This window comes from Halomonas sp. G15 (assembly GCF_021282295.1).
Taxonomy (GTDB): domain Bacteria; phylum Pseudomonadota; class Gammaproteobacteria; order Pseudomonadales; family Halomonadaceae; genus Halomonas; species Halomonas alimentaria.
Map to the genome: position 1 here is coordinate 22,549 of NZ_JAJSPA010000002.1, position 21,747 is coordinate 44,295.

Annotated in this window: 17 protein-coding genes; 10 read left to right on the plus strand and 7 right to left on the minus strand. The window is 69.5% G+C overall.

The window, feature by feature from the left end; translation table 11 throughout:
* The first annotated feature begins 93 nt into the window (after positions 1-93).
* Positions 94-3,573: a bifunctional diguanylate cyclase/phosphodiesterase gene (locus LWH48_RS01645; RefSeq protein WP_232911044.1), complete on the plus strand. Its 3,480-nt coding sequence runs from the start codon at positions 94-96 to the stop codon at positions 3,571-3,573.
* Here LWH48_RS01645 and LWH48_RS01650 read toward each other — a convergent pair.
* On the minus strand, positions 3,570-3,893 hold the full coding sequence (locus tag LWH48_RS01650; protein WP_232911045.1) for a hypothetical protein: 324 nt from the start codon (positions 3,891-3,893) through the stop codon (positions 3,570-3,572). The two genes, LWH48_RS01645 and LWH48_RS01650, sit on opposite strands and share 4 nt — an antisense overlap.
* 152 nt (positions 3,894-4,045) lie before the next feature.
* Between LWH48_RS01650 and LWH48_RS01655 the strand changes: the two genes are divergently transcribed.
* The gene (locus LWH48_RS01655; protein ID WP_232911046.1) at positions 4,046-5,260 is read left to right on the plus strand and encodes a methyltransferase; all 1,215 of its coding nucleotides are present in this window, start codon (positions 4,046-4,048) and stop codon (positions 5,258-5,260) included.
* Positions 5,261-5,276: 16 nt separating this feature from the next.
* Here the strand turns inward: LWH48_RS01655 and LWH48_RS01660 are convergent, their stop codons facing one another.
* The 4 genes from LWH48_RS01660 to LWH48_RS01675 form a co-directional block, all read right to left on the minus strand.
* Entirely contained in the window at positions 5,277-6,416 is a 1,140-nt protein-coding gene (locus LWH48_RS01660; RefSeq protein WP_232911047.1) for an extracellular solute-binding protein, read from the minus strand.
* Positions 6,409-8,157 (minus strand): chloride channel protein, encoded by a 1,749-nt coding sequence (locus tag LWH48_RS01665; RefSeq protein WP_232911048.1) that lies wholly within the window; start codon positions 8,155-8,157, stop codon positions 6,409-6,411. The genes LWH48_RS01660 and LWH48_RS01665 overlap by 8 nt, the downstream gene beginning before the upstream one ends.
* A 91-nt stretch (positions 8,158-8,248) precedes the next feature.
* The gene (locus LWH48_RS01670; protein WP_161432835.1) at positions 8,249-8,641 is read right to left on the minus strand and encodes a glutaredoxin family protein; all 393 of its coding nucleotides are present in this window, start codon (positions 8,639-8,641) and stop codon (positions 8,249-8,251) included.
* Positions 8,642-8,772: 131 nt separating this feature from the next.
* Entirely contained in the window at positions 8,773-9,912 is a 1,140-nt protein-coding gene (locus LWH48_RS01675) for a ChaN family lipoprotein (protein WP_232911049.1), read from the minus strand.
* Positions 9,913-10,152: 240 nt separating this feature from the next.
* Here LWH48_RS01675 and LWH48_RS01680 point away from each other — a divergent pair, with 240 nt between their 5' ends.
* From LWH48_RS01680 to LWH48_RS01705, 6 genes are all read left to right on the plus strand, one after another.
* Positions 10,153-11,142 (plus strand): metal ABC transporter solute-binding protein, Zn/Mn family, encoded by a 990-nt coding sequence (locus LWH48_RS01680; protein ID WP_232911050.1) that lies wholly within the window; start codon positions 10,153-10,155, stop codon positions 11,140-11,142.
* Between the two features lie 3 nt (positions 11,143-11,145).
* Entirely contained in the window at positions 11,146-11,955 is an 810-nt protein-coding gene (locus LWH48_RS01685) for a metal ABC transporter ATP-binding protein (RefSeq protein WP_232911051.1), read from the plus strand.
* A complete protein-coding gene (locus tag LWH48_RS01690) occupies positions 11,952-13,166 on the plus strand; it encodes a metal ABC transporter permease (protein WP_232911052.1) in 1,215 nt (404 codons plus the stop codon). Before LWH48_RS01685 ends, LWH48_RS01690 begins: the two co-directional genes overlap by 4 nt.
* Positions 13,163-14,086, plus strand: coding sequence for a metal ABC transporter permease (locus tag LWH48_RS01695; RefSeq protein ID WP_161432839.1), 924 nt, complete (start codon positions 13,163-13,165; stop codon positions 14,084-14,086). The genes LWH48_RS01690 and LWH48_RS01695 overlap by 4 nt, the downstream gene beginning before the upstream one ends.
* A gap of 145 nt (positions 14,087-14,231) precedes the next feature.
* A complete protein-coding gene (locus LWH48_RS01700; RefSeq protein ID WP_232911053.1) occupies positions 14,232-15,893 on the plus strand; it encodes an MBL fold metallo-hydrolase in 1,662 nt (553 codons plus the stop codon).
* Positions 15,894-16,281: 388 nt separating this feature from the next.
* The gene (locus LWH48_RS01705; protein WP_332875599.1) at positions 16,282-17,712 is read left to right on the plus strand and encodes a mechanosensitive ion channel family protein; all 1,431 of its coding nucleotides are present in this window, start codon (positions 16,282-16,284) and stop codon (positions 17,710-17,712) included.
* Between the two features lie 12 nt (positions 17,713-17,724).
* On the opposite strand, the gene LWH48_RS01710 is transcribed toward LWH48_RS01705, so the two are convergent.
* On the minus strand, positions 17,725-18,630 hold the full coding sequence (locus LWH48_RS01710) for a cation diffusion facilitator family transporter (RefSeq protein ID WP_232911054.1): 906 nt from the start codon (positions 18,628-18,630) through the stop codon (positions 17,725-17,727).
* Positions 18,631-18,830: 200 nt separating this feature from the next.
* Here LWH48_RS01710 and LWH48_RS01715 point away from each other — a divergent pair, with 200 nt between their 5' ends.
* Together LWH48_RS01715 and LWH48_RS01720 are read left to right on the plus strand one after the other, a co-directional pair.
* Positions 18,831-20,381, plus strand: coding sequence for a glutamate synthase-related protein (locus LWH48_RS01715; protein WP_232911055.1), 1,551 nt, complete (start codon positions 18,831-18,833; stop codon positions 20,379-20,381).
* A complete protein-coding gene (locus tag LWH48_RS01720; protein WP_332875600.1) occupies positions 20,378-20,911 on the plus strand; it encodes a GNAT family N-acetyltransferase in 534 nt (177 codons plus the stop codon). Before LWH48_RS01715 ends, LWH48_RS01720 begins: the two co-directional genes overlap by 4 nt.
* 4 nt (positions 20,912-20,915) lie before the next feature.
* Here LWH48_RS01720 and LWH48_RS01725 read toward each other — a convergent pair whose 3' ends face one another.
* Positions 20,916-21,626 carry an SIMPL domain-containing protein gene (locus LWH48_RS01725; protein ID WP_161432843.1) on the minus strand — a complete coding sequence of 237 codons (711 nt, stop codon included), beginning with the start codon at positions 21,624-21,626 and terminating at the stop codon, positions 20,916-20,918.
* Positions 21,627-21,747: the final 121 nt, after the last annotated feature.

The window sequence follows — 21,747 nt, forward strand, 5'->3', positions numbered from 1 at the left end:
AGCCGGGAGTCGCCTGCGGTGTTACGCTGGAATGAGGAGCGATCGATCGCCACCTCGACTCGACTTGCCGTCATGCATGGAGCGCCCGACAAGATGCCCCGATCACGCGACCTCGCCCTGGATATCTGGCTGCTGATGGCGGCGGTCACCTTCCTGTTGCTGGGCAGCACCAGCCTGCTCGCCAACCTGCTGCTGCACCTTCCCGATGCCCTGGGCCGCCAGTTGGTGCTCGACGGGGGCCTGCTGGCGGTTCTGTCCGGACTGGCTCTACTGGCCACCCTGCAGCGCTGGTGGACCCTGCGTCTGCTGGCGGGTGCCGCCTTCACGGCGCTGCTGGTCTACAGCGTGGGGCATAACCTGGCCGCCGGTGACCTGCTGAGGAGCCATCTTGGGGGTGTCTCGCTGCTCACGGGCGGCCCCCGGCTCTCCTCCCTGGCATCGCTGGCGCTGCTGCCCTGTGGTGTCGTCCTGACGCTCGGCCAGGGGGGGCGCTTGCGGCCACTGTGGGCCTGGGGTGGCCTGCTGCAGGGTATCGTGGGCCTGGTGCTGCTGATCGCGCTGCTGGGGCTTCCCGATACGCACCTTCGGGCCACGTCACTGTTCGCCTCCTCGCCGCTGCTGACACTCAGCTACCTGGGGGTGCTGGGCAGCGCCCTGGCGGTAGCCGGCTTTCGCGATCCCGGTCATGCCGTACCCCTCGGTCGCCCGGTGCTGGCCGCCGGCATCGCCGGTGTGCTGCTCAGTTGCCTGGCCTGGCTGATGCTGATCGGCCAACATCAGGCGCGGCTGCATCAGCAGGGGGAGTACGTGCTGGATGCCGTGGACGTTAACGCCGGCGCGGCGCTGGAGTCCCACCGGTTGTTGATGCAGCGCATGGCGCAGCGCTTGCAGGCCGCGCCGGACGGCATCGAGCCCAGCGTGCTGGAGGCCGATGTCGTCAATTACCTGGCCGATACGCCAAGCCTGCAGGCCGTGGGGCTGATGACCGAGGATAGCTGGCGCTGGCAACACGCCCGGCGGCAGCCATTGGGGGAGCGTCTCGCCCGACTGGCTGGCGTGGACGCCGCCCGCGAGTGGATGGCCGAGCGCCAGGAGGCGGTGATCCTGTTGCCCGATACCCGCGCGTCGGAACAACTGCTGATGCTTTTGCCGGTGCCGCGCCATGGCGCCTGGCTGGTGGCGCTGTTCGATCTCGCGCGTCTGCTCGATGCCCTGCCCGAGACGCTGGTGGATGGCTACCGGGTCGAGGTCACCCATCAAGGGCGCACGATCACCGTCCTGGGAGCCGCCGAGCCGAACAATGACGCGTCGCTGGCCATGCCGCGAGTGGCCGAGCGCAGCATCGCTCCAGCCAGTGAATTTCGCCTCGGCCTGCTGGCCTGGGCCGGCCCCGGCTCGGGCTGGCTCTCGGGTGCGCTGATTCCCCTGGCGGTGGCCGTGGTGGGTCTGCTGATGAGCTATCTGCTGGCCGTCAGTCTGGCTCTGGTGCGTCAGGTCACCGCTCGTTCCCGGGAGTTGGATCGCGCCAGGCACTCGCTGTGGCAGAGCGAGCAGCGCTACCGCTCGCTGTTCGCCTATAACCCGGATGCGGTCTTCTCGCTGGACCGCGGGGGACACTTCCGCACGGTCAACCCGACCTGCAGCGAGATCAGCGGCTACGATCAGCATCAGCTGATCGCCAGCCATTTCCGCCACTTCTTGCATGAAGAGGGGATGGCGGAAGTCGAGGGCCTGTTCCATGCCACCCTGGAGGGGCTGCCCCAGCGGGCCGAGATCACCTTCGTGCATCGCGACGGCGTTCCGCGACGACTCGACCTGACCACCCTGCCGATCATCGTCGACAGGCGAGTCACCGGTATCTTCGGTATCGCCAAGGACATCACCGAACGGCGCGAGCGCGAGCTGCGACTGCGGCTGCTCGAGCGCAGTGTCGAGGCGAGTACCAATGGCATCGTGGTGGCCGACGCCCTGGCGCCGGACCTGCCGATCCGCTATGCCAACCCCGCCTTCGAGCGTATCAGCGGCTACCCGCTGGCGGAGATCCTGGGGCGCAACTGCCGTTTCCTGCAGGGGCCCGAGACCGATCCCGAGGCGGTGAAGCAGCTGCGTGAGGCCCTGACGGCACAGCGCGAGGTGCACGTGACCCTGTGCAACTACCGTCGCGACGGCTCGCCGTTCTGGAACGACCTCTACATCTCCCCGGTGCGCGATGGCCAGGGGCGGGTCACCCACTTCGTCGGCGTCCAGCACGATATCTCCGAGCACAAGGCCTACGAGGCGCAGCTGGCCCACCATGCCAGCCACGACGCCTTGACTGGCCTGGCCAACCGTTCACTGTTCGAGGACCGGCTGGCCCACGATGTGGAGCTGGCGCGCTTGCACGGCGAACGCCTGGCAGTGTTGTTCATCGACCTCGACGACTTCAAGCCGATCAACGACAGCCTGGGCCACGCGGTCGGCGACCGGGTGCTGGTGGAAGTGGCCCGGCGGCTGTCCCGCGCGTTGCGCCTGGGCGATACCCTGGCGCGCCTGGGCGGCGACGAGTTCGTGGTGCTGCTGCCCTCGCTGGAGAACGAGGAGCAGGCCCAGGGGGTCGCCGAGCGCCTGCTGGCGCTGGTTGCCAGGCCCTACCGGGTGGCGGGCCACGAGCTCCACCTGACCAGCAGCATCGGGATCGCCATCGGGGATGACGAGCTGGAGAACCCGCTGACGCTGATACAGCAGGCCGACATGGCGATGTACAAGGCCAAGCAGCAGGGCCGTAACGCCTATCAATGGTTCACGCCGGAAATCACCGCGAGGGTCAACGAGCGGGTGGCGCTGCGTCACGACCTGCAGGAGGCGATCGACAACGACCAGCTCGCGCTGCACTACCAGCCTCAGCTCGACCGCGAGGGGCGGGTCGTGGGGGTGGAGGCGCTGCTGCGCTGGTCACATCCCGAGCGTGGTGTGATCTCCCCCGGCACCTTCATTCCCCTGGCCGAGGAGACCGGCCAGATCATTCCCATCAGCCAGTGGGTGCTGCGCCGGGCCTGCCGCGACCTGTTGGTGCTGAGTGACGCCGGCCATGATGCCCTGGCGGTGGCGGTGAATCTCTCGCCGCTGCAGTTCCATCGCGCCAACTTCCTGGGAAGTCTGCGCGAGGCGCTCGCCGAGAGCCGCCTGCCGGCCTCGCGACTGACCCTGGAGCTCACCGAAGGCATCCTGATGGACAACACCGAGGCCGCCATCGACACCCTGCATGCCCTGCGCGGGATGGGGGTCGGCGTGGACATCGACGACTTCGGTACCGGCTACTCGAGCCTGAGCTATCTCAAGCACCTGCCGATCAGCACCGTGAAGATCGACCGCAGCTTTGTCAGCGAGGTCACACACCGCCCCCATGATGCCGCCATCGTCCAGGCCATCATCGCCATGGCCCACCACCTGGGACTCATGGTGGTGGCCGAGGGCATCGAGGAGGAGGCCCAGCGAGAGTTCCTGCTGGAGCATGGTTGCGATCGCTTCCAGGGCTTCCTGCTGGCGCGTCCCATGCCGCTGGATGACCTCAAGGCCTGGCTGGAGCGGCGCTAGTTACCGCCACCGAGGGTCAGGCGCAGGGCCTGCAGGCCGTCGAGCTGGATGTTGACCTCATCGCTGAACAGCGGATGACCGTCGAGGCGGATCTCCAGGGTGGCCTCGGCGCCACGGTAGGCGATGGAGGTGGCGATCTCGGCGTCGCGGCTCACCGGCGCCAGGGGGCCGTATTCCACCCCGGTCACCTCCACGGCATCGAAGCCGCGCTCGGCGAACTCCGCCTCGATTCCCTGCTTGATGGCGATGCCGTAGTAGAAGTAGAGCCCGCCATAGGCGATACCGCCGAGCAGGACGAGATAGAAGACGAAGCGGCCCATGAACTGACTCCCTGGTGGCCTGAGTAGGATTCCGGAGCGTGCAGTGTACCCCAGCACCGGGCGACTGCGCAGGCGCTGGCGTACCGCCGTGGCTATGCCACAATGGCGCCCCTCGAGTCGGCGGAAAGCGGCGAGCCAGCAGGAGAGTGATCATGCACAGTAACCACGATGCCTACCGTCGCCTGGGGCGCCTGACCGAGCTGCTCGCCGAGTGGCAACCGCTGTGGCAGCCGCTGCCGTTCCAGCATCCCCGGCTGCCCTGGCTGGCCGAGTCGCCCGCCATGGCCGAGGCGCTGCTGGCACTCACCGATGCCGAGGTGGCGCGGCTGCAGGATACCCCCTTCAGCGACTCCCCCCTGGCCGAATGGCTGCCGGTCGCAGAGCTCGAGGCGCTGTCCAGCCTGCCACGGCTGCCAGGCGAGGAGCTGATGCTTGCGGAGAACTGGGCGGCCCATGTCGGCGGTCGCAAGTGGCGCCAGATAGCGGCCTTCCTGCCCAGGGTGCAGCTGGCCGCGGGCGACAGGCCCCTGGAGTGGTGTGCCGGCAAGGGACACCTGGCCCGCACCCTGGCGCGCCGACATGGGCTCGAGGTGCGGGGGCTGGAGTGGGATGTCGCGCTCTGCGACAGCGGCGCGGCGCTGGCCGAGGCGCAGGGCGTTCCCCAGGAGCTGGTCCACCAGGACGTGATGGCGCCGGGCGTCGAGCGCTGGCTGACCCCGACCACCCATGCCTGCGCGCTGCACGCCTGCGGCGACCTGCACCGCCGCCTGCTGGAACAGGCGGTGGCCGCCGGCAGTGCGCTGACCCTGGCTCCCTGCTGCTATCAGCGTACCGCCGATGCCAGCTACCGGCCGCTCTCGCGTCTCGGCGCCGACGCCATGGCGCGCCATCGCCTGGCACTGTCCCGGGAGGATCTGGCCATGGCGGTGCAGGAAACCGTCACCGCACCCCGGCATGACCGGCGTCACCGCGAGCGGGCCGGTGCCTGGCGGCTGGGTTTCGATCGGCTGCAGCGGGCAGTGCGCGGCCAGGATGACTACCTGCCGGTGCCCAGCCTGGCCTATGGCCGCATGCCCGGGAGCTTCGCCGACTTCTGTCACTGGGCCGCCGAGCAGAAGGGAGTCGCGCTGCCCGACGGCATCGACTGGGTCGCCTGCGAGGCGGCGGGCTGGCGCCGCCGGGCCGAGGTGGCACGCCTGGAGCTGGTACGCCACCTGTTCCGGCGACCCCTGGAGGTGTGGCTGGCACTGGATCGCCTGGTCTTCCTCGAGGAGGCCGGCTACGTCGCGGAGCTCGGCACCTTCTGCGACCGCGAGCTCACCCCACGCAACCTGCTGATCCGGGCTCGCCGCCCCGCCTCCGCCTGAGTTGCCAGTTCGGCGGTCATGGCGACACTGGCTGGTCGTCAGCAGCGGCGGGTGTCGCTGGCGCCTCACCGGTGCGGGCCTGGCGGGCCGCCAGCCACTCCGCGAAGTAGTCGTCCATGCGCGTCAGCGTGCGTGCATACCAGGTCTCGTCCTTGGTGATGGCACGCTCGGCATTCAGCGGGTGGGTGGGGATGTGCAGGCGCATGTCCACGCCGCTCTGCGGATGACTTCCGACCCGCACCGCCGCCGAGGCGCGTGCCGGCCCGTAGGGAATCCGCCGGGCCAGGGCGACGAGGCGCTCGGTGGAGGTGGCGAAGCGGATAAACTCCCGTGCTGTGTCCGGATTGTCGGCATGGCGGGGAATCACCCAGGTCTCGTGCTCCTGGACCTGCCCGTCCCAGAGGATCTCGATGGGTGCTCCCCGGGAGATCATCGCGTCGAAGAAGCGGCCGTTGTAGCCCGAGGCCATCACCACCTCGCCCTCGGTGAGCAGGCGCACCGGCGTCTCGCCGTCCTCCCACCAGTGGATCTCCTCCAGCGCATCCAGGCGTTCCAGTGCGAGGCCCAGCCCCCGCGGTGTGCTGAGCAGCCGGTAGAGCTCCTCGTGGGGCACGCCAGTGGCGAGCAGCGCCCACTCCAGGTTGACGGCGGGAGTGCGCTGCAGGGCCCGGGGGCCCGGGAAGCGTCGCTGATCGAAGAGGTCGGCGATGCGCGTGGGTCGTCTCCCCGGGAAGGCGTCGGAGCGATAGGCCACCACCGTGGCAAACAGTGTATGGGTCAGTGCGCAGTCGCCGATGGCTCCCGGCATGAAGTCCCGCTCGGCGGGGGTACCATCCGGGGCCGGGGCGGCAAGGTCCGGCGACAGCGGCTGCAGCAGGCCCTCGTCGCAGGCCGCCATGGCCTGGCTGCGGGTCATGTCGATCACGTCCCAGGGCACCTCCCCGGCGGCCACGGCCCGGCGCAGCTCGGCCAGGCCGCCGGCGTATCGCTGCACCTCGACCGGGGTGCCATTCGATTCGCTGAAGGGGGTGAACAGCGCTTCTTGCTGGGCGCGCTCGTAGGCACCGCCCCAGCTCAGCACCCGCAGTGGTTCGGCGAGCGCCCCGGGTATCCAGGCGAGCAGAAGCAGCAGGGCGGCAAGCCGTCGACTACCCATGGCCATGCTCCTCGCGGCGCAGGGCATCGCTCTGGTGGAGGTAGGCGTGGGCGATATGTACCTCGTAGACCACCCCGCGGAAGATGCCCTCGTCGACGACCGCCAGGGCCTCGCCGGTGACTTCTTCGAGCAGGGCCATCGCCGCCCACAGGGTGGTGTCGGAGTGCAGTGTCGGCCGTTCGGCATCGACACACTCCCGGGCCCGCCGGAGCGGGCCTGCTTCCTGGCGCGCCGCCTCCAGTTCGGCCAGGGTCACGCAGCCGTGGAAACGCTCCTTGGTATCCACCAGGTAGGCCTCGGCGTGGCGCTCCCGGGCCAGGGTCGCGATGGCCTCGTCCAGCGACGCATCGGGGGAGAGGGTGACGCACTCCCGCGTCAGGTAGTCGATCACCCGGGTATCCATCAGCAGGGCCTGGCCGCGCCCCGAGGAGAGGTCCAGCCCGCGGTCGCGCAGCTGGATATCGAACAGCGAGCGTCCGAACAGCTGGGCGGCGATGGGGCTGGCCAGTGTCACGCTGGCCAGGGCCGCCGTGGTCAGGGCGTAGTTGCCGGTGAGCTCGAAGACAATCAGCAGGCTGGTCAATGGGGCGCCGATGACCGGGGCGGTGACGGCGACCATGCCACACACCGCATAGAAGACGAAGCTCTCCTGGGAGACGCCGGTAAGGCTGGCCACCAGGGTGCCACAGAGCGCGCCGAACAGGGTGCCGATCACCAGGGCGGGGCTGAATACGCCACCGCTGAAGCCCATGCCCAGACACAGGGCGGTGGCCGCCACCTTCAGGCCCAGCACCAGCAGCAGCTCGCCGCTGCCGAAGGCCCCGGCGATGGTGGCGAAGCGCAGTGTTTCCTGACCCATGCCCAGGATGTCGGGAACCCATAACGCCACCATCCCCAGCAGTGCCCCGGCCAGGGCGGGGTGCAGGTCGGGACGCAGCGGCAGGCGCCGGGCGAGGCGGCCGACGCCGAGGATAGCGTGCATGTAGCCTCCGGCGAGCAGGGCGCCAAGCCCGCCGATGGCCACGAAGAGCGCAAATTCCCAGGCCCGCGGCACGGCGGTCTCGGCGACATGGAACAGGGCGCCCTGGGCCAGCGCCTGGGTGGCGATCACATGGCCGACGAGGGCGGCGGCGGCGATGGGGGCGAAGGCGCGCAGCGCATAGTGGCGCAACACCACCTCATGGGCGAAGACGATGCCCGCGAGCGGGGCATTGAAGGCGGTGGCGATGGCCGCGGCCACGCCGCAGGCGATGGTGATGTTGTCGTCGGAGCGGCCCAGGCGCAGCAGCCGTGCGCCGAGCGAGCCCAGGGTGGCCCCCATGTGCACGAGCGGGCCGTACTGGCCTACCGAGGCACCCGCCCCCAGGGAGATCATCGCGGTCAGTGCCGAGACAGCCCCGGCCCTGGTCGGCAATCGGCCACGCCGGGTCTGGACGGCGGCGATGGCATCGGCGGGCGTATGGGGGCGGCGTTCGGGCAGGCTGCGATGCAGGCGGCCGACGATCAGCCCGCCCAGGGTCGGCACCGCCACGGTGGTGAGGGTCAGCCACTCGGGCCAGGCAAACATCATGCGGCTGCGCGGCGAGATCAGCAGGACCTCGTTGAGCCACAACACGCCGCGCACGAAGCCGGCGGCGAAGAGTGCCGCGACGCCGCCGATAACGGCACCAAGCAGCACCAGCCCCAGGAAACGCAGCACCGGCAGGGGGCCGCTGCCGGTGGGCGCCGATGTGGTCTCCATGACCAAGGTGTAGGTGCCAGGTCACCAGACGTCCACTCGCGGCGGGAGGGGAAGGCCGCCCCGGCGTGGCCGGCCTGCGCTTGAGGGGCGCTCAGGCCGCGGCGAAGCGGCGCTGCAGCCAGGCGTTGATGTCGTCGGATTCGTAGAGCCACTCGACCTCGCCGTCGGCGTGGGCGATGCGCAGGCAGGGGACCTTGACGCGTCCGCCGCCCTCGGCGAGTTCGCGGCGATGATCCGGGTCGAGCTGGGCGTCACGCGTCTCGATGGGCAGGCCCAGGCGGGCGATCTCCTTGCGGACCTTCACGCAGAAGGGGCAGGTGCGGAACTGGTAGAGGGCGAGGCTTTCGCAGGCGCGGTCGACCTCGGCCTGGGCCTGGGCGGAGCGCTCCACGGCCTTGGGAGTCGAGAGTTTCTCGGAGATCAGCACGACCGGGGCGAGCAGCAGGCGCAGGCCGCGGAAGAAGAGGCGGATCAGTGGTCGCATGGCGTCTAGGCATCCTCGGTGGTTCGCAGGGGGCGGCCATGATGCCACGCCCTTGGGGAAGCGACCACCGGGGAGCAGGCTTGCCACCGCTTGCGCTGATGGCGACACCGCTCAAGACCTTTCCGGCGAAATCACGGCACCTCGGCCGGAAAGCGCGCGAGTATCTCGCGTGGTTCGCCGTCGCGCATGATCTCCATCGGCAGGAGGGTGCCGGGCGCCTGGCGCCTTACCAGGGCGATCAGTTCGCCGGGGGAGCCCAGCGGCTTGCCGGCGGCGGCACTGATGATGTCATCCTCGTGCAGGCCGCTCGCTTGCGCCACGCTGTCGGCCTCGACCCGGGCCACCCGCACACCCGCCGGGTCCGGCACGATCATCACCCCCAGGCGCATGGGGCTCGCCGGCTCGTGGCGCGATTCGTCGCCCAGGCCGAACAGGGCGTCGGCGATCGCCACGGGGGGCGGGCACTCCTGGTCTGGCGACCAGGCCAGCAGCGTGCGCTGCGCCGTGATACCCAGGGCATCGAGCTGGTGGGGAACGCCGTGGCCATGGGTGATGTGCCCCTCTCCCATCAGTCCGACCACCAGCGGTGCGTCCTCGCTGGCATCGGCCAGCCCCTCGGCCATGGCGCGGTCCCACACCAGCTGGGCATCGATGAAGCGCTCGAGCCCGCCGGGCTCCCCGGATTCGCTGGGGTGGCTGGAGTAGACCTCGGTGAGGGCGCCGAGGTAGTCCGGCGAGGGCGGCACCGGTGGTGTCAGCTGGTGGCGCTCCGCCGCCGGCACCGCCTCCCAGCCCTCGTCGGCCAGCCGCCGGCGCAGTTCCGGGGTGACGTTCAGGGCCACCAGCGGAATGCGGTTCATGCGCGCGAAGTGCAGGATCGGCAGGTAGAGGTCGGGGTCATAGCCCCAGGCGTCGTGCCAGCCACTGGATTCCAGGAAGGTCGCCTCGTCCAGTTCGCCTGCCACCCAGGCATCCAGTGCCGACTGGGCCTCGCGTGGCAGCATCTCCAGGCCGATGACCAACTGCGGGCGGTGGGCATGCAGCGCCGCCAGGGTGTGCAGCTGCCAGCGGTGGTGGGCCAGTCGTTCGTGCTGTTCGCCCAGCAGGACCACCCGCTGAGTGGCGAGCTCCTGCAGCAGGACGTCGGCGGCGACCGGTTGGCCGTCGCGCTGCCACTCTCCCGGCATTGGGCAGTCGGCGGTGGCCGGTAGCGGCGCCAAGGCGATCAGCAGACCGAGCAGTTTGGATAACCGGGTCAGGGGGAGCGGCATCGGGACTCCATTGGCGGAAGGCAACCCGGATACTTTATCCCAGTCGCCACGCAGCCGCGATCCACGTTGTCGGACAGGCCGTTTGGCTAGACTGCAAGTAGCCAAGGCAGTCCCCCGACGGAGGTGGCGCCTGTTGCCCTGAAAGCGCGAGGCTATCGGGGAGATCGACAAGCGGCCATTAGCAAAGTCTCTCCGGCGCGGTACCCTAAGGGGATATCGAGCCTACCCGAGGAGTGCCTCTTGCCTAGTCCCCGTTCGCTGTCGATCCCGATCACCGCTCTGTGCGCGCTGCTCTCCTGGGGCCCGGCTGTCGCCGAGGAGGCAGCGCCGCTGCGCCTGGTCGCCACCACCGGCATGGTCGCCGATATCGTGCGCGAGGTGGGCGAAGAGCGGGTCGAGGTGCTGGGCCTGATGGGTCCCGGTGTCGACCCGCACCTCTATCGCCAGACCCGCAGCGACGTGGTCGCCATGAGCCGCGCCGATGCGGTGTTCTGGAACGGCCTTAGCCTCGAGGTGCAACTGGCCGAGCTGCTCGAGCGTCTGGCCCGGCGGCGACCGGTGTTTGCCGTGGCCGAGGCGGTGCCCCGTGATGCGCTGCTGGCCGACGAACAGTATCCCGACCAGCCCGACCCCCATGTGTGGATGGATCCGGGGCGCTGGCGCCACGCGGTCATCGCCGTGCGCGATGCGCTGATCGAGCTGGACCCCGATGGCACCGATGCCTACGAAGCTAGCGCCGAGGCCTATCTGGAGGAGCTCGAGGGGCTTGACGTCTATGCCCGCGAGGTCCTCGCCAGCATCCCCGAGACCTCCCGGGTGCTGGTCACCGCCCACGATGCCTTCGGTTACTTCGGCGACGCCTACGGGCTGGAGGTGATGGGCATCCAGGGCTTCTCCACCGAGAGCGAGGCGGGGCTCTCGCGTATCGAGACCCTGGTCGACCTGCTCGTGGAGCGCGAGATCGGCGCCATCTTCGTCGAGACCTCGGTGTCGGAGCGCAGCATCCGGGCGCTGATCGAGGGCGCCGCCGCCGTGGGCCACGAGGTGCGCATCGGTGGAGAGCTGTTCTCCGACGCCATGGGCCCCGAGGGCAGCTACGAGGGCAGCTGGCTGGGCATGCTCGACCACAACGTCACCACCATCGCCCGGGCCCTGGACGGTGACGCCCGCCAGGCTGGCTGGCAGGGTCGCCTGGCCATGGCCGACCCAGGCTCGGCCGAGGAGGAGTAACCCATGCCCGATTCGCGACTCGGCAAGGCGGTGATAGCCAGTCCCCTGGCGATCCAGGGGCTCACCGTCAGCTACGACCACCGACCGGTGGTGCATTCGGTGGACTTCATCACGCCGCCGGGCAGCATGAGCGCCATCATCGGCCCCAACGGGGCCGGCAAGTCGACGCTGCTCAAGGCGGCGCTGGGCATCACCCGACGACTCTCCGGCGAGGTGCGGGTCTTCGGTCGTCCCCTCGAGCAGGAGACGCGCCATCTGGCCTTCGTGCCCCAGCGCTCCAGCGTCGACTGGGACTTCCCTGCACGGGTCATCGACGTAGTGGGGATGGGGCTCTATCGCGACCTGCGCTGGTGGCAGTTCGGTTCCCGGCAGCTGCGCCGGCGAGCCATGGAGAGCCTGGCCCGGGTCGGCATGGAGGGTTTCGCCGAGCGCCAGATCGGGCAGCTCTCCGGAGGCCAGCAGCAGCGGGTGTTCCTGGCTAGGGCGCTGGTCCAGGAGGCCGACCTGACCATCCTCGACGAGCCCTTCGCCGGGGTCGATGCCGCCACCGAGGCGGCGATCATCGAGGTGCTCAAGTCGCTGCGCGACGAGGGCCGAACCCTGCTCTGCGTGCACCACGACCTGGCCACGGTGCGTGACTATTTCGATCATGTGCTGCTGATGAATGTGCGGCGCATCGCCGCCGGCCCCGTGGACGAAGCCTTCACCGAGGAGAACCTGCAGGCCACCTATGGCGGCCGGCTAAGCCCCGTGCAGCTGGCGCGGCTCGTCGAGTCGCCGAGAGCGGGGCGCAGGGTAGAGGCGGGGCAATGATGATGGAGACCTGGTGGCGGGCACTCACCTTCACCCTGGGTTACAACACCAGCCTGGTGACCGTGGGTGCCATGCTGCTGGCCGCCGCCGCCGGCATGGTGGGCAGCTTCGTGCTGCTGCGCAAGCGTGCCCTGGTCAGCGATGCCATCAGCCACTCCACCTTGCCTGGGCTGGCGCTGGCCTTCCTGGTCATGGGCGTGTGGCAGGGGGATGGCCGGGTGCTGCCGGCGTTGCTGGCCGGCGCCGCGGCCAGTGCCGCCCTGGGGCTGTGGCTGGTGCAGCGCATCGGCGAGCGCACCCGGCTGGGTGAGGATGCCGCCATCGGCGCCGTGCTCTCGACCTTCTTCGCCTTCGGGGTGGTGCTGATTACTGTGATCCAGACCCTCTCGGTGCGCGGCCAGTCGGGGCTGACCGGCTACCTGGTGGGCGCCACGGCTGGCATGCTCTACTCCGAGGCGCTGCTGATCGCCGCCTGTGCCGTGGGCCTGCTGCTGGCGCTGCTGGTGTGGCGCCGTGACCTGCTGCTGCTGTGCTTCGATGCGGACTTTGCCCGCACCCAGGGCTTCGATACCGGCAGGCTCGACCTGCTGCTCCTGCTGCTGCTGATGGCGGTGGTGGTGATCGGACTCAAGGTCACCGGGCTGATCCTGGTGGTGGCGCTGACCATCATCCCGCCGGTGGCGGCCCGCTTCTGGACCGACCAGCCCATGCGCATGGTGGCGCTGGCGGCCCTGCTCGGGGCCCTGTCGGGCTATCTCGGCGTCTCGCTCTCCAGCGTGCGCGAGGGGCTGCCCACCGGGCCGCTGATCGTGCTTGCCGCCTTCACGCTGTTCCTGGTCTCCTTCCTGTTCTCGCCGCGTCGCGGTGTGCTGGCCTCACTGCTCGCCTATCGCCGCCTGCGTCAGCGGGTGCATCTGCGTCAGGGACTGCTCGCCCTGGGGCGTGACGAACCGATCTTCGACGGCCTGACCCTCAAGCTGCTGCAGCGGCGCGGGCATGTGCGCCGCGACGGGGTCGCCACCCCGGCAGGCCTGGCGGCGGCGCGTGACGCCGAGCATGAGGAGCGCCTCTGGGCGCTCTATCGCCGGCGCTACCCGGACGACGCCCTGCACCGCGAGCACGCCGGACTGACGCCCATCGGCCAGGTGCTCTCGGCGGATGCCATCATGGCCCTGGAGGCGGAGTTGCCGCCCGCGGAGACGGCACGATGAACGAGTTCATGATGTTCAGCCTGGTGCCGCTGACGGTCGCGATCATCATCTCGATGACCTGTGCGCTGCTTGGCAACTTCCTGGTCCTGCGCCGCCAGAGCCTGATCGGTGATGCCATCAGCCATGTGGCACTGCCCGGCATCGTGGTGAGCTTCCTGATCACCGGCACCCTGGCCTCGCTGGCCATGATGCTGGGCGCCGGAGTGGCCGCCCTGGTGACGGTGGTGCTGATCGAGCTGATCCGTCGCCTGGGCCGAGTGGAGGGCAGCGCCGCCATGGGTGTGGTGTTCACCAGCCTGTTCGCTCTGGGCGTACTGTTGCTGGAGTGGCACGGCGCCGGCGGGGTGCACCTGGATGTCGAACACGCCCTCTACGGCAACCTGGAGAGCCTGATCTGGTTCGAGGGGAGTGGCCTCGGTGCGCTGTTCGATCCGGTGGCGCTGGCCGACCTTCCGCCCCAGCTGGGGCGGGCCGCCTGGGTAGGGCTGGTGGTGGTGACCTTCGTGGTGGTCATGCGCCGCCCGTTGGTGCTGGCCAGCTTCGATCCCGATTTCGCCGCCAGCATGCGCGCCCGCCCGGCGCTGGTCGACCTGTTGCTGGTTACCCTGGTGGCGGTGGCAGCCATCGCCGCCTTCGAGGCTGTGGGGTCGATCATCGTCATCGCCATGTTCGTCTGCCCGGCCGCCGCGGCGCGGCTGATGACCAACCGCCTCGGCGCCCAGATCGCCTGGAGCCAGGGCTTCGCGGTGGCGGCGGCGGTGGTCGGCTACCTGCTGGCAGGCGAGGCACCGCGCTGGCTGGGCTTCGAGGCCTCGCTCAGCGCCGCCGGCATGATCGCCACCGTCGCCGGACTGATCCTGCTCGCCGCCTGCCTGTTCGGCCCCTGCCGCGCGCGTACCGGTTCGGCGCAGCGCGCCTGACCCTGCCACGCATTCGGGGGAAGCGTCAGCCGGCGTCCTCCTCGCTGCCGGCCGGACGGCGCGCCATCACGGTGATCTCGACGTGGGCGCCGCCGTAGAGACGGGGTCACGGTATTGTCGAGTCTATTGCCACAAGGATCTGTTGATGAGTCAACCCGATACGGCCAAGCGAGTGCGGCCCGCCGCCACCCTGGCGCTGGTACGCGACGGGGCGCCGGGTCTCGAGGTACTGCTGCTGCAGCGCACCTGGCAGGCGGCCTTCCTGCCCGGCTACTTCGTCTTCCCCGGCGGGGCCGTGGACCCCCGGGACCCGGACGTGCGCGCCTTCACCTGCGGCCGCGGGGATGATGCGATCAGCCAGACGCTCAGCCTTGACGAGGGTGGAGCCGACTACATGATCGCGGCACTGCGCGAGTGTCTCGAGGAGGCGGGCCTGCTGCTGGCCGTGGACGCCCAGGGGCGCCTGCCGGCGGGGGACCATCCGGTGCTGGGCGAGGGGCGCGAGGCACTGCGTCGGGAGCAGACGAGCTTCCGCGCACTGTGCGAGCGCCATGGCCTCGGCCTGCCGCTGGACCGGCTGGCCTACCTGGGCCACTGGGTCACGCCCCCTGGTGCACCGCGGCGCTTCGACACGCGCTTCTTCGTGGCGCTGGCGCCGCCGGACCAGAAGGCGGCACACGACGGCAGCGAGACCATCGACCACGCCTGGCTGACCCCCGCCGAGGCCCTGGCCGCACATCGCCAGGGTCGCATGTCGCTGGGGTATCCCACCCTGCGTACCCTGCGATTGCTCGGTGACTTTCCCTCCGCCGAGGCGCTGTTGCGTTACGCCCACGCCAACCCGCCGACGGCGAGTCCCAGCCGTCCCTGGCCGGCTCACAGGGGCGGCGTTGCCTGGCAGGTGGAGCCGGATGCCCCGGCCTATGCGGAGGTGCGGCGTCTGGATCCGCACCGCCAGGGTACGGCCAGCGCCGAGCTCGTGCCCGGTAGGGCGGTGGAGCTGGCGCCGGGGGTGACCCGGGTGACCGCACCCAATCCGGGCGCGATGACCGGACCCGGCACCAACAGCTATCTGCTGGGCAACGGTGATGAGTCTCTGGTGATCGACCCGGGCCCCGCGGATCCGGCCCATCTGGAGCGGCTGCTGGCGTTGGCCGATGGACGCATCTCCCGTGTGCTGGTGACCCACACCCATATCGACCACTCGCCGGGGGCGGCCTGGTTCAAGGCGCGCACCGGTGCCCGGCTGGTGGGTCTGCCGCCGCCGCCCGGGGCCAGCCAGGACGCCGGTTTCGTGCCCGACCACCGGCCGGCCCACGGCGAGCGCCTCGACACGCCCGTCGGCCCGCTGAAGGTGCTGCATACGCCGGGGCACGCCTCCAACCACCTCTGCTACCTGCTGGAGCCCGCGCGGCTACTGTTCGCCGGCGACCAGGTGATGCAGGGCTCCACGGTGGTGATCAACCCGCCGGACGGCGACATGGGCGCCTATCTGGCCGCCCTGCAGGCCCTGGGGGAAGAGACCTTCGATACCATCGCTCCGGGCCACGGCTTCCTGATCGGTGAGGCCCACGCCGCCATCGACTTCCTGGTCACCCATCGCCTGGCCCGGGAGCACAAGGTGCGCCTGGCGCTGGCGCGTCACGGTCCTGCCAGCCTGGAGACGCTGACGCAGCATGCCTACGATGATGTGCCCGAGGCACGCCGGGCACTGGCCGCACGTTCGGCGCTGGCTCATCTGCTCAAGCTGGAGGTGGAGGGGAGGGCGCTACAGCATGACGCCCTCTGGGAGGTCGTGGAGGAGTGACGTCGTTGGCTGGCCTGCGCCGGTGCTGTGATGGCGGTGCAGGGGGGGCAGAGGGCCAGGGTGGACGTCGTGGCGGCCATGGGGTGTACTGCCATGGGGCCCGGTCCGGGATGATCGGGTGGCGGACGTCCTGGCTGGGAGTCATCGACATGACACGCTTTCTCACGTGGTGCCTGCTCCTCCTTCTGCTCATGGCCGGCTCCGCCGTGGCGCAGTCCTCCGAGGGAGAGGAGAGCCGCTGGTTCACTCTCGATGCACTCAACAGCGGGCTCGGCGAGCCACCCGAAGCCGCGCGGCGCCAGACCCCGCGCGAGGCGCTTCGCAGCTTCCTCGGCCTGACCCGGGAGGGCGAGTTCGCGGCGGCGGCCCATCTGCTCAACCTCTCCGAATGCCGCCCGAGGAGCAGGCGTCGCGGGGCGGGGATCTGGCGCGCCAACTCGCCTCGGTGCTGCAGCGGGGTGACTGGCTCGAGCCCTCGGACCTTCCCGGCCGACGCGATGCCATGGTCGAGGATCCTTCCGGCCAGCACCCCCTGGCGGGGCAGCCGCGGCGCAACCTGCGCCTCACCTCGCTGGACGCCGAGGGCGAGACCCACGACATCCGTATCGCCCGCTACCGGGTCGGCGAAGACGACCCGGTATGGCTGATCACCCCCGACACCCTGGCCTTCGTCCCCGTGCTCTACGCGACCTACGGCCCCTCCTGGCTCGAGCAGCGCATTCCCGAGCGCTTCCAGCGCAAGCTGGGCATGCTGCAGCTGTGGGAGTGGCTGGCCATCCCGCTCTTCCTGCTGCTGGTGGGCCTGCTGGGCTGGGCGGTACATCGGGTCACCGCGGCCCTCGCCGCCAGGCTGCCGGGGGGTGGCCTGGCGAAGCGCTTCGTTGCCCAGGTACCGATGCCGCTCGCCTTTATCGCCATGTCGCTGCTGGCCCAGCTGCTGCTGGATGGTGTGGTCTCCTTCTCGGGTGTCGCCACCGCCACCTTCCGGGTCCTGCTGATCGTGATCATGGCCTGGGGCATGGGGCTGGCCGCGCTGCGCCTCGTCGACACCTTCCTGCTGCAGATGACCCATCGCCTGGTCGGTGAGATCGACGACACCCGCCACCGCGATGAGCGGCGCCTGCTCACCTCGCTCTATGCGCTGCGTCGCGGCATCATCCTGGTCACCGTCGCCGCGGTGACGGTCTACATCCTTGCGCAGATCAACCTGTTCGGCACCCTGGGGCTGTCGTTGCTGGCCTCGGCCAGTGTATTGACGGTGCTGGTGGGCATCGCCGGCCAGGCGGTGCTGGGCAATATCCTCTCCTCCTTCCAGGTGTCGCTGGCCAAGCCGATCCGCATGGGCGACCTGGTCGTCTTCGAGGGGCAGTGGTGCTATGTGGAGGGGATCTTCTACACCTTCATCCGGCTGCGCAGCTGGGACGAGCGGCGGCTGATCGTGCCGATCAAGTACTTCGTCTCGCGGCCCTTCCAGAACCTCTCGGCCAAGGACGCGCGGCTTTATCGCCGGGTGTCGCTGACCCTGCACCTCAGCGCCGATGTCGAGTGCCTGCGTCAGCGCTTCATCGAGCTGGCCAGGGAGGAGGAGGATGTGATCGAGCCGGAGAAGCTGGAGTGTCACGTGACGGCCCAGCACGAGGCGACCCTCGAGGTCACCTGCTACCTGATGACTCGCGAGCCCATTGGTGGCTGGGTCGCCGAGAACCATCTTCGCGAGAAGCTGCTGGCCTTCGTCCGTGACGAGCACCCGGAGTGGTGGCCGCGGGAGGTGGTCGCGCTCGACCGCCACGACATCACCACCGGCAGTGGGCCTTCGTGAGGCTCTCGGCGGTCAGGCCCAGCGTTCGTCGGCGGTAAAGGCCACGGTGAACCAGCGGCGTTCGGGGGGCGGGCTGAGGCGTTCGGCGATCTGCTCGCGGATCTCGTCCATCACCGCCACCCCCTGTCCGCTGGCGAAGTCCGGGGCGGTGACGATATGGATCTCGATGAAGTGGCCGCGTCCCGCCTTGGCGACATGGCTGTAGTAGTGCAGCAGCCCCTCGCGGGCCATCACCGGGGCCATGGCGGTGTGGACCTCCTCGTCCAGCGCGCTCGGCGCGATCAGGAAGATCTCCTTCACCGCCCGACGCACGATGCCGATGGGCACCGGCATGAAGCCGGCCGTCAGCAGCATCAGCAGCACCGAGTCCACGTAGGGGGTGAGGTGCGCCCAGGCGGTGCCCTGCAGGAATCGGGCGACGATGAAGGCCGCCAGCAGCGAGATGGTGATCAGCGCCGCCATCAGCCAGCCCTGCATGTCGATACGCACGAACTCGGAGTTCGCGGTGCGATTGATCCGCCGCTGGTAGGCGGTCATGGCGACGCAGACGATGGCCACCACCACGGCGTAGGCGATGGCCAGGTCGAAGGCGAGCTCACGGCCGCCCTCGCGCAGGTCGAGCAGGGCGGTGAGGAAGGCATAGAAGCAGAGCAGTATCAGGATGCTGCCATTCAGGGCCGCGACCAGCGGCTCCAGGTGCCAGTAGCCATGCTGGAAGCGTTCGCTGGCCTCGCGCACGGCGAGCCGTGCCACCAGCAGCGCCAGCCCCGACATCGCGGCATCGATGGTCGAGAAGACGCCATCGAAGAGGATCGACTGGGAGCCGGCCAGCAGGCCGATGGTCACCCCCAGGCTGGAGACCACCAGGGTCATCACGATGGAGAGCTTCAGCGCGCGCTGCTCGAGGGTGGCTTGCATGGATGAGGGCTCGTGGTTCAGTAAGCCTTCATACTAGCGAAGCGTTACCGAGGCGGGAATGGCGCGGCTCAACGCTGTAAGGCACCCTCGCTGCGTTGACGCTGCCCGGCCTGCGCCGCTGGCAGCGTCGGCGCCCCTCCACCAGACTGGAGCAGGACACCTTCGCCACCAGGCGGTGGCTCGCCGACAAGGAGGGATGCATGAATCAGCCGATCATCGCCGACAACAAGCCGCAGAAGGTCATGCTGGAGAAGGGCAAGGAGTACGCCTTCTGTCGCTGTGGCCGCTCCAGCGACCAGCCCTTCTGTGATGGCTCCCACCAGGGCACCGGCTTCACTCCGCTGATGTTTACCGCCGAGAAGGACGGTGAGGCGTTCCTGTGCCAGTGCAAGCAGACCGGTGACGCCCCCTACTGCGATGGTACCCACAAGAACTTCGATGCCGACCAGGTGGGCCAGGAGGCGCCGCAGGCCGAGGAGGAGGGTGGCGATCGGATGCCCGAAGCGAAGGCCACCGCGGAGGAGCCCACGGTGGAGTTCATCCATCGCCTGGCCCGGGAGGGGCTGGAGGGCGTGGGGCGCCACGGCCCCATCGACGCCATGGGTGTGCCGCGCGACAGCTTGCCGAGCTGGGACGACCTGCAGCTGATGGTGGCCCAGCTGGCGACACAGCCGCTGCTGGATGAGGCCGAGGTGGCTACCCGGCTGGTGGTGGGCCCCGAGGCGAAAAAGCCGCTGACCCTCGAGATGCCGCTGCTGGTCTCTGACATGAGCTTCGGAGCGCTCTCCGAGGAGGCCAAGATCGCTCTGGCCCGGGGTGCCGAGCGTGCCGGTACCGGCATCTGCTCCGGTGAGGGCGGCATGCTGCCCGAAGAGCAGGCCGAGAACTCCCGCTATTTCTACGAGCTGGCCAGCGCCCAGTTCGGCTTCGAGGAGAGCCTGCTCGAGAAGGTGCAGGCGTTCCACTTCAAGGGCGGCCAGGCGGCGAAGACCGGCGCCGGCGGCCACCTGCCGGGCAGCAAGGTGAGCGCCAGGATCGCCGAGGTGCGAGGCCTGGCCGAGGGTGAGCCCGCGGAGTCGCCGGCCACCTTCGAGGACCTGCACTCGGTGGATGACTTTCGCCGCTGTGCCGACCGCGTCCGCGAGGTGACCGGTGGCATCCCCATCGGCTTCAAGCTCAGCGCCAACCATATCGAGCGCGATATCCAGTTCGCCCTGGATGCCGGCGCCGATTACCTGATCCTCGATGGCCGTGGCGGTGGCACCGGGGCGGCGCCGCTGATGTTCCGCGACCATATCAGCGTGCCCACCATCCCGGCCCTGGCCCGTGCCCGTCACTACCTTGACGACGAGGGGGCGAGCGGGCGGGTGACCCTGATCGTCACCGGCGGCCTGCGCCTGCCCATCGACTTCGTCAAGGCCCTGGCGCTGGGGGCCGACGGGGTGGCCATCGCCAACAGTGCCATGCAGTCCATCGGCTGCGTGGCGGCGCGTATCTGCCACACCAACAACTGTCCGGCGGGGATCGCCACCCAGCGTGGCGACCTGCGCCAGCGCCTCGACGTCGAGAAATCCGCCGCCCAGCTCGAGCGCTTCCTGCGCGCCTCCGCGGGGCTGATGCAGGTGATGGCGAGGGCCTGTGGCCACGACAGCCTGGCGGGCCTCAACCCCAACGACCTGGCGACCTGGAAGCGTGAGATGGCCCTGCTCAGCGGCGTTCGTTACGCCGGCGTGATGGAGCCGGGGCTGTGAAGGCGCCGGCGGCGGATGTCGCAGTGGGGGCGCCCGGGGAGGACGCCATCGAGAGTCGCATCCGGATCGCGCGCCTGGAGCCGGACTCGCCCCACCTGATGACCCTGGCGCGCTGGGAGCTGGCCCAATGGGGTCATCTCGACCCTGACAAGCGTCTGGACCAGGCGCTTGTCAGCTTCCGGGCCCAGTGCGGTGAGGGCGGGCTGCCCTCGGTGTTCGTCGCCATGGCCGGTGATGCCCCGGTGGGTATGGCCAGCCTGATCGATGACGACATGCAGGACCGCGCGGAGCTCAATCCCTGGCTGGCCTCGGTCTATGTGCGCCCGGAGTGGCGCGGGCAGGGCATCGCCTCGCGACTGGTCCGCCGTGTGGAGCAGGAGGCCAGGGAGCATGGCATCGCCACCCTGCACCTCTTCACCCCGGACCGCCAGGCGCTCTATTGTCGCCTGGGCTGGCAGGCGTTCGAGGAGTGCGTTTACCGTGGTGAAGCGGTGACGATCATGCGGCGGGAGCTGGGCGAGTCGGCCTGACGCCTCAGCGCAGGTAGTACTCCACCGTCGAGACCACGCGCACCGTCTTCACCGGCTGCTGCTCCTCGGGGATGCCCGCCGCCTGGTCGCGGGCGCGGATCTCGAACACCCCCTGGTTGGCTCGGCGCAGGTCGCCGACGTCGGCGCTGGCGTCCCTCGCGAACTGCTCGGCGGCCTCCCGGGCCGCCGCCGTGGCCTCGGCGATCATCTCCGGCTTGATCTCGTTGAGGCGGCTGAACAGGTAGAGCGGACCGCTGGGGCCGTAGTCGGAGGAGAGCACCACACCGGCATCGAGCAGCTCGCCCACCGCCTGGGCGGTGTCGCGGATGCCCTCGATATCGGTGCTGCGCACCGTCAGCGTCTGGTTGATGATGAAGGTCTGCTCCATGTCGCTGCTGCGGTAGGGATTGGCCGAGGTGTCGTTGACATTGAGTCGCTGCAGCTCCACCTGGTCGGCGGCAATGCCGTGGCGTTCGAGGAAGTCGAGGATCGCCTCGCGGCTGACGCTGGCCTCGTCACGGGCCTGCTGCAGGGTCGTGCCGGATGCCACGAAGTGCAGCGGCCACAGTGCGATATCGGCCTCCACCTCGCGCTCGGCCAACCCCTTGACCGTGACGTAGCGGTCGCCGGTACGCAGGTCGGTCAAGCCATCGGCGATCAGCGATGCCGCAACGACGGCAGCGATGGCGAGGATCAGGCTGGGTATGACCTTCATGACGACTCCTTGGCGGTGGCGCGCCGCAGCACTAAGGGAAGAAACATCGATTCCAACCCTTGGATCATACGCCTTTCGCAGGAAAACTAGACTTCACAAGGCCATACCCTGAATCCCGGAG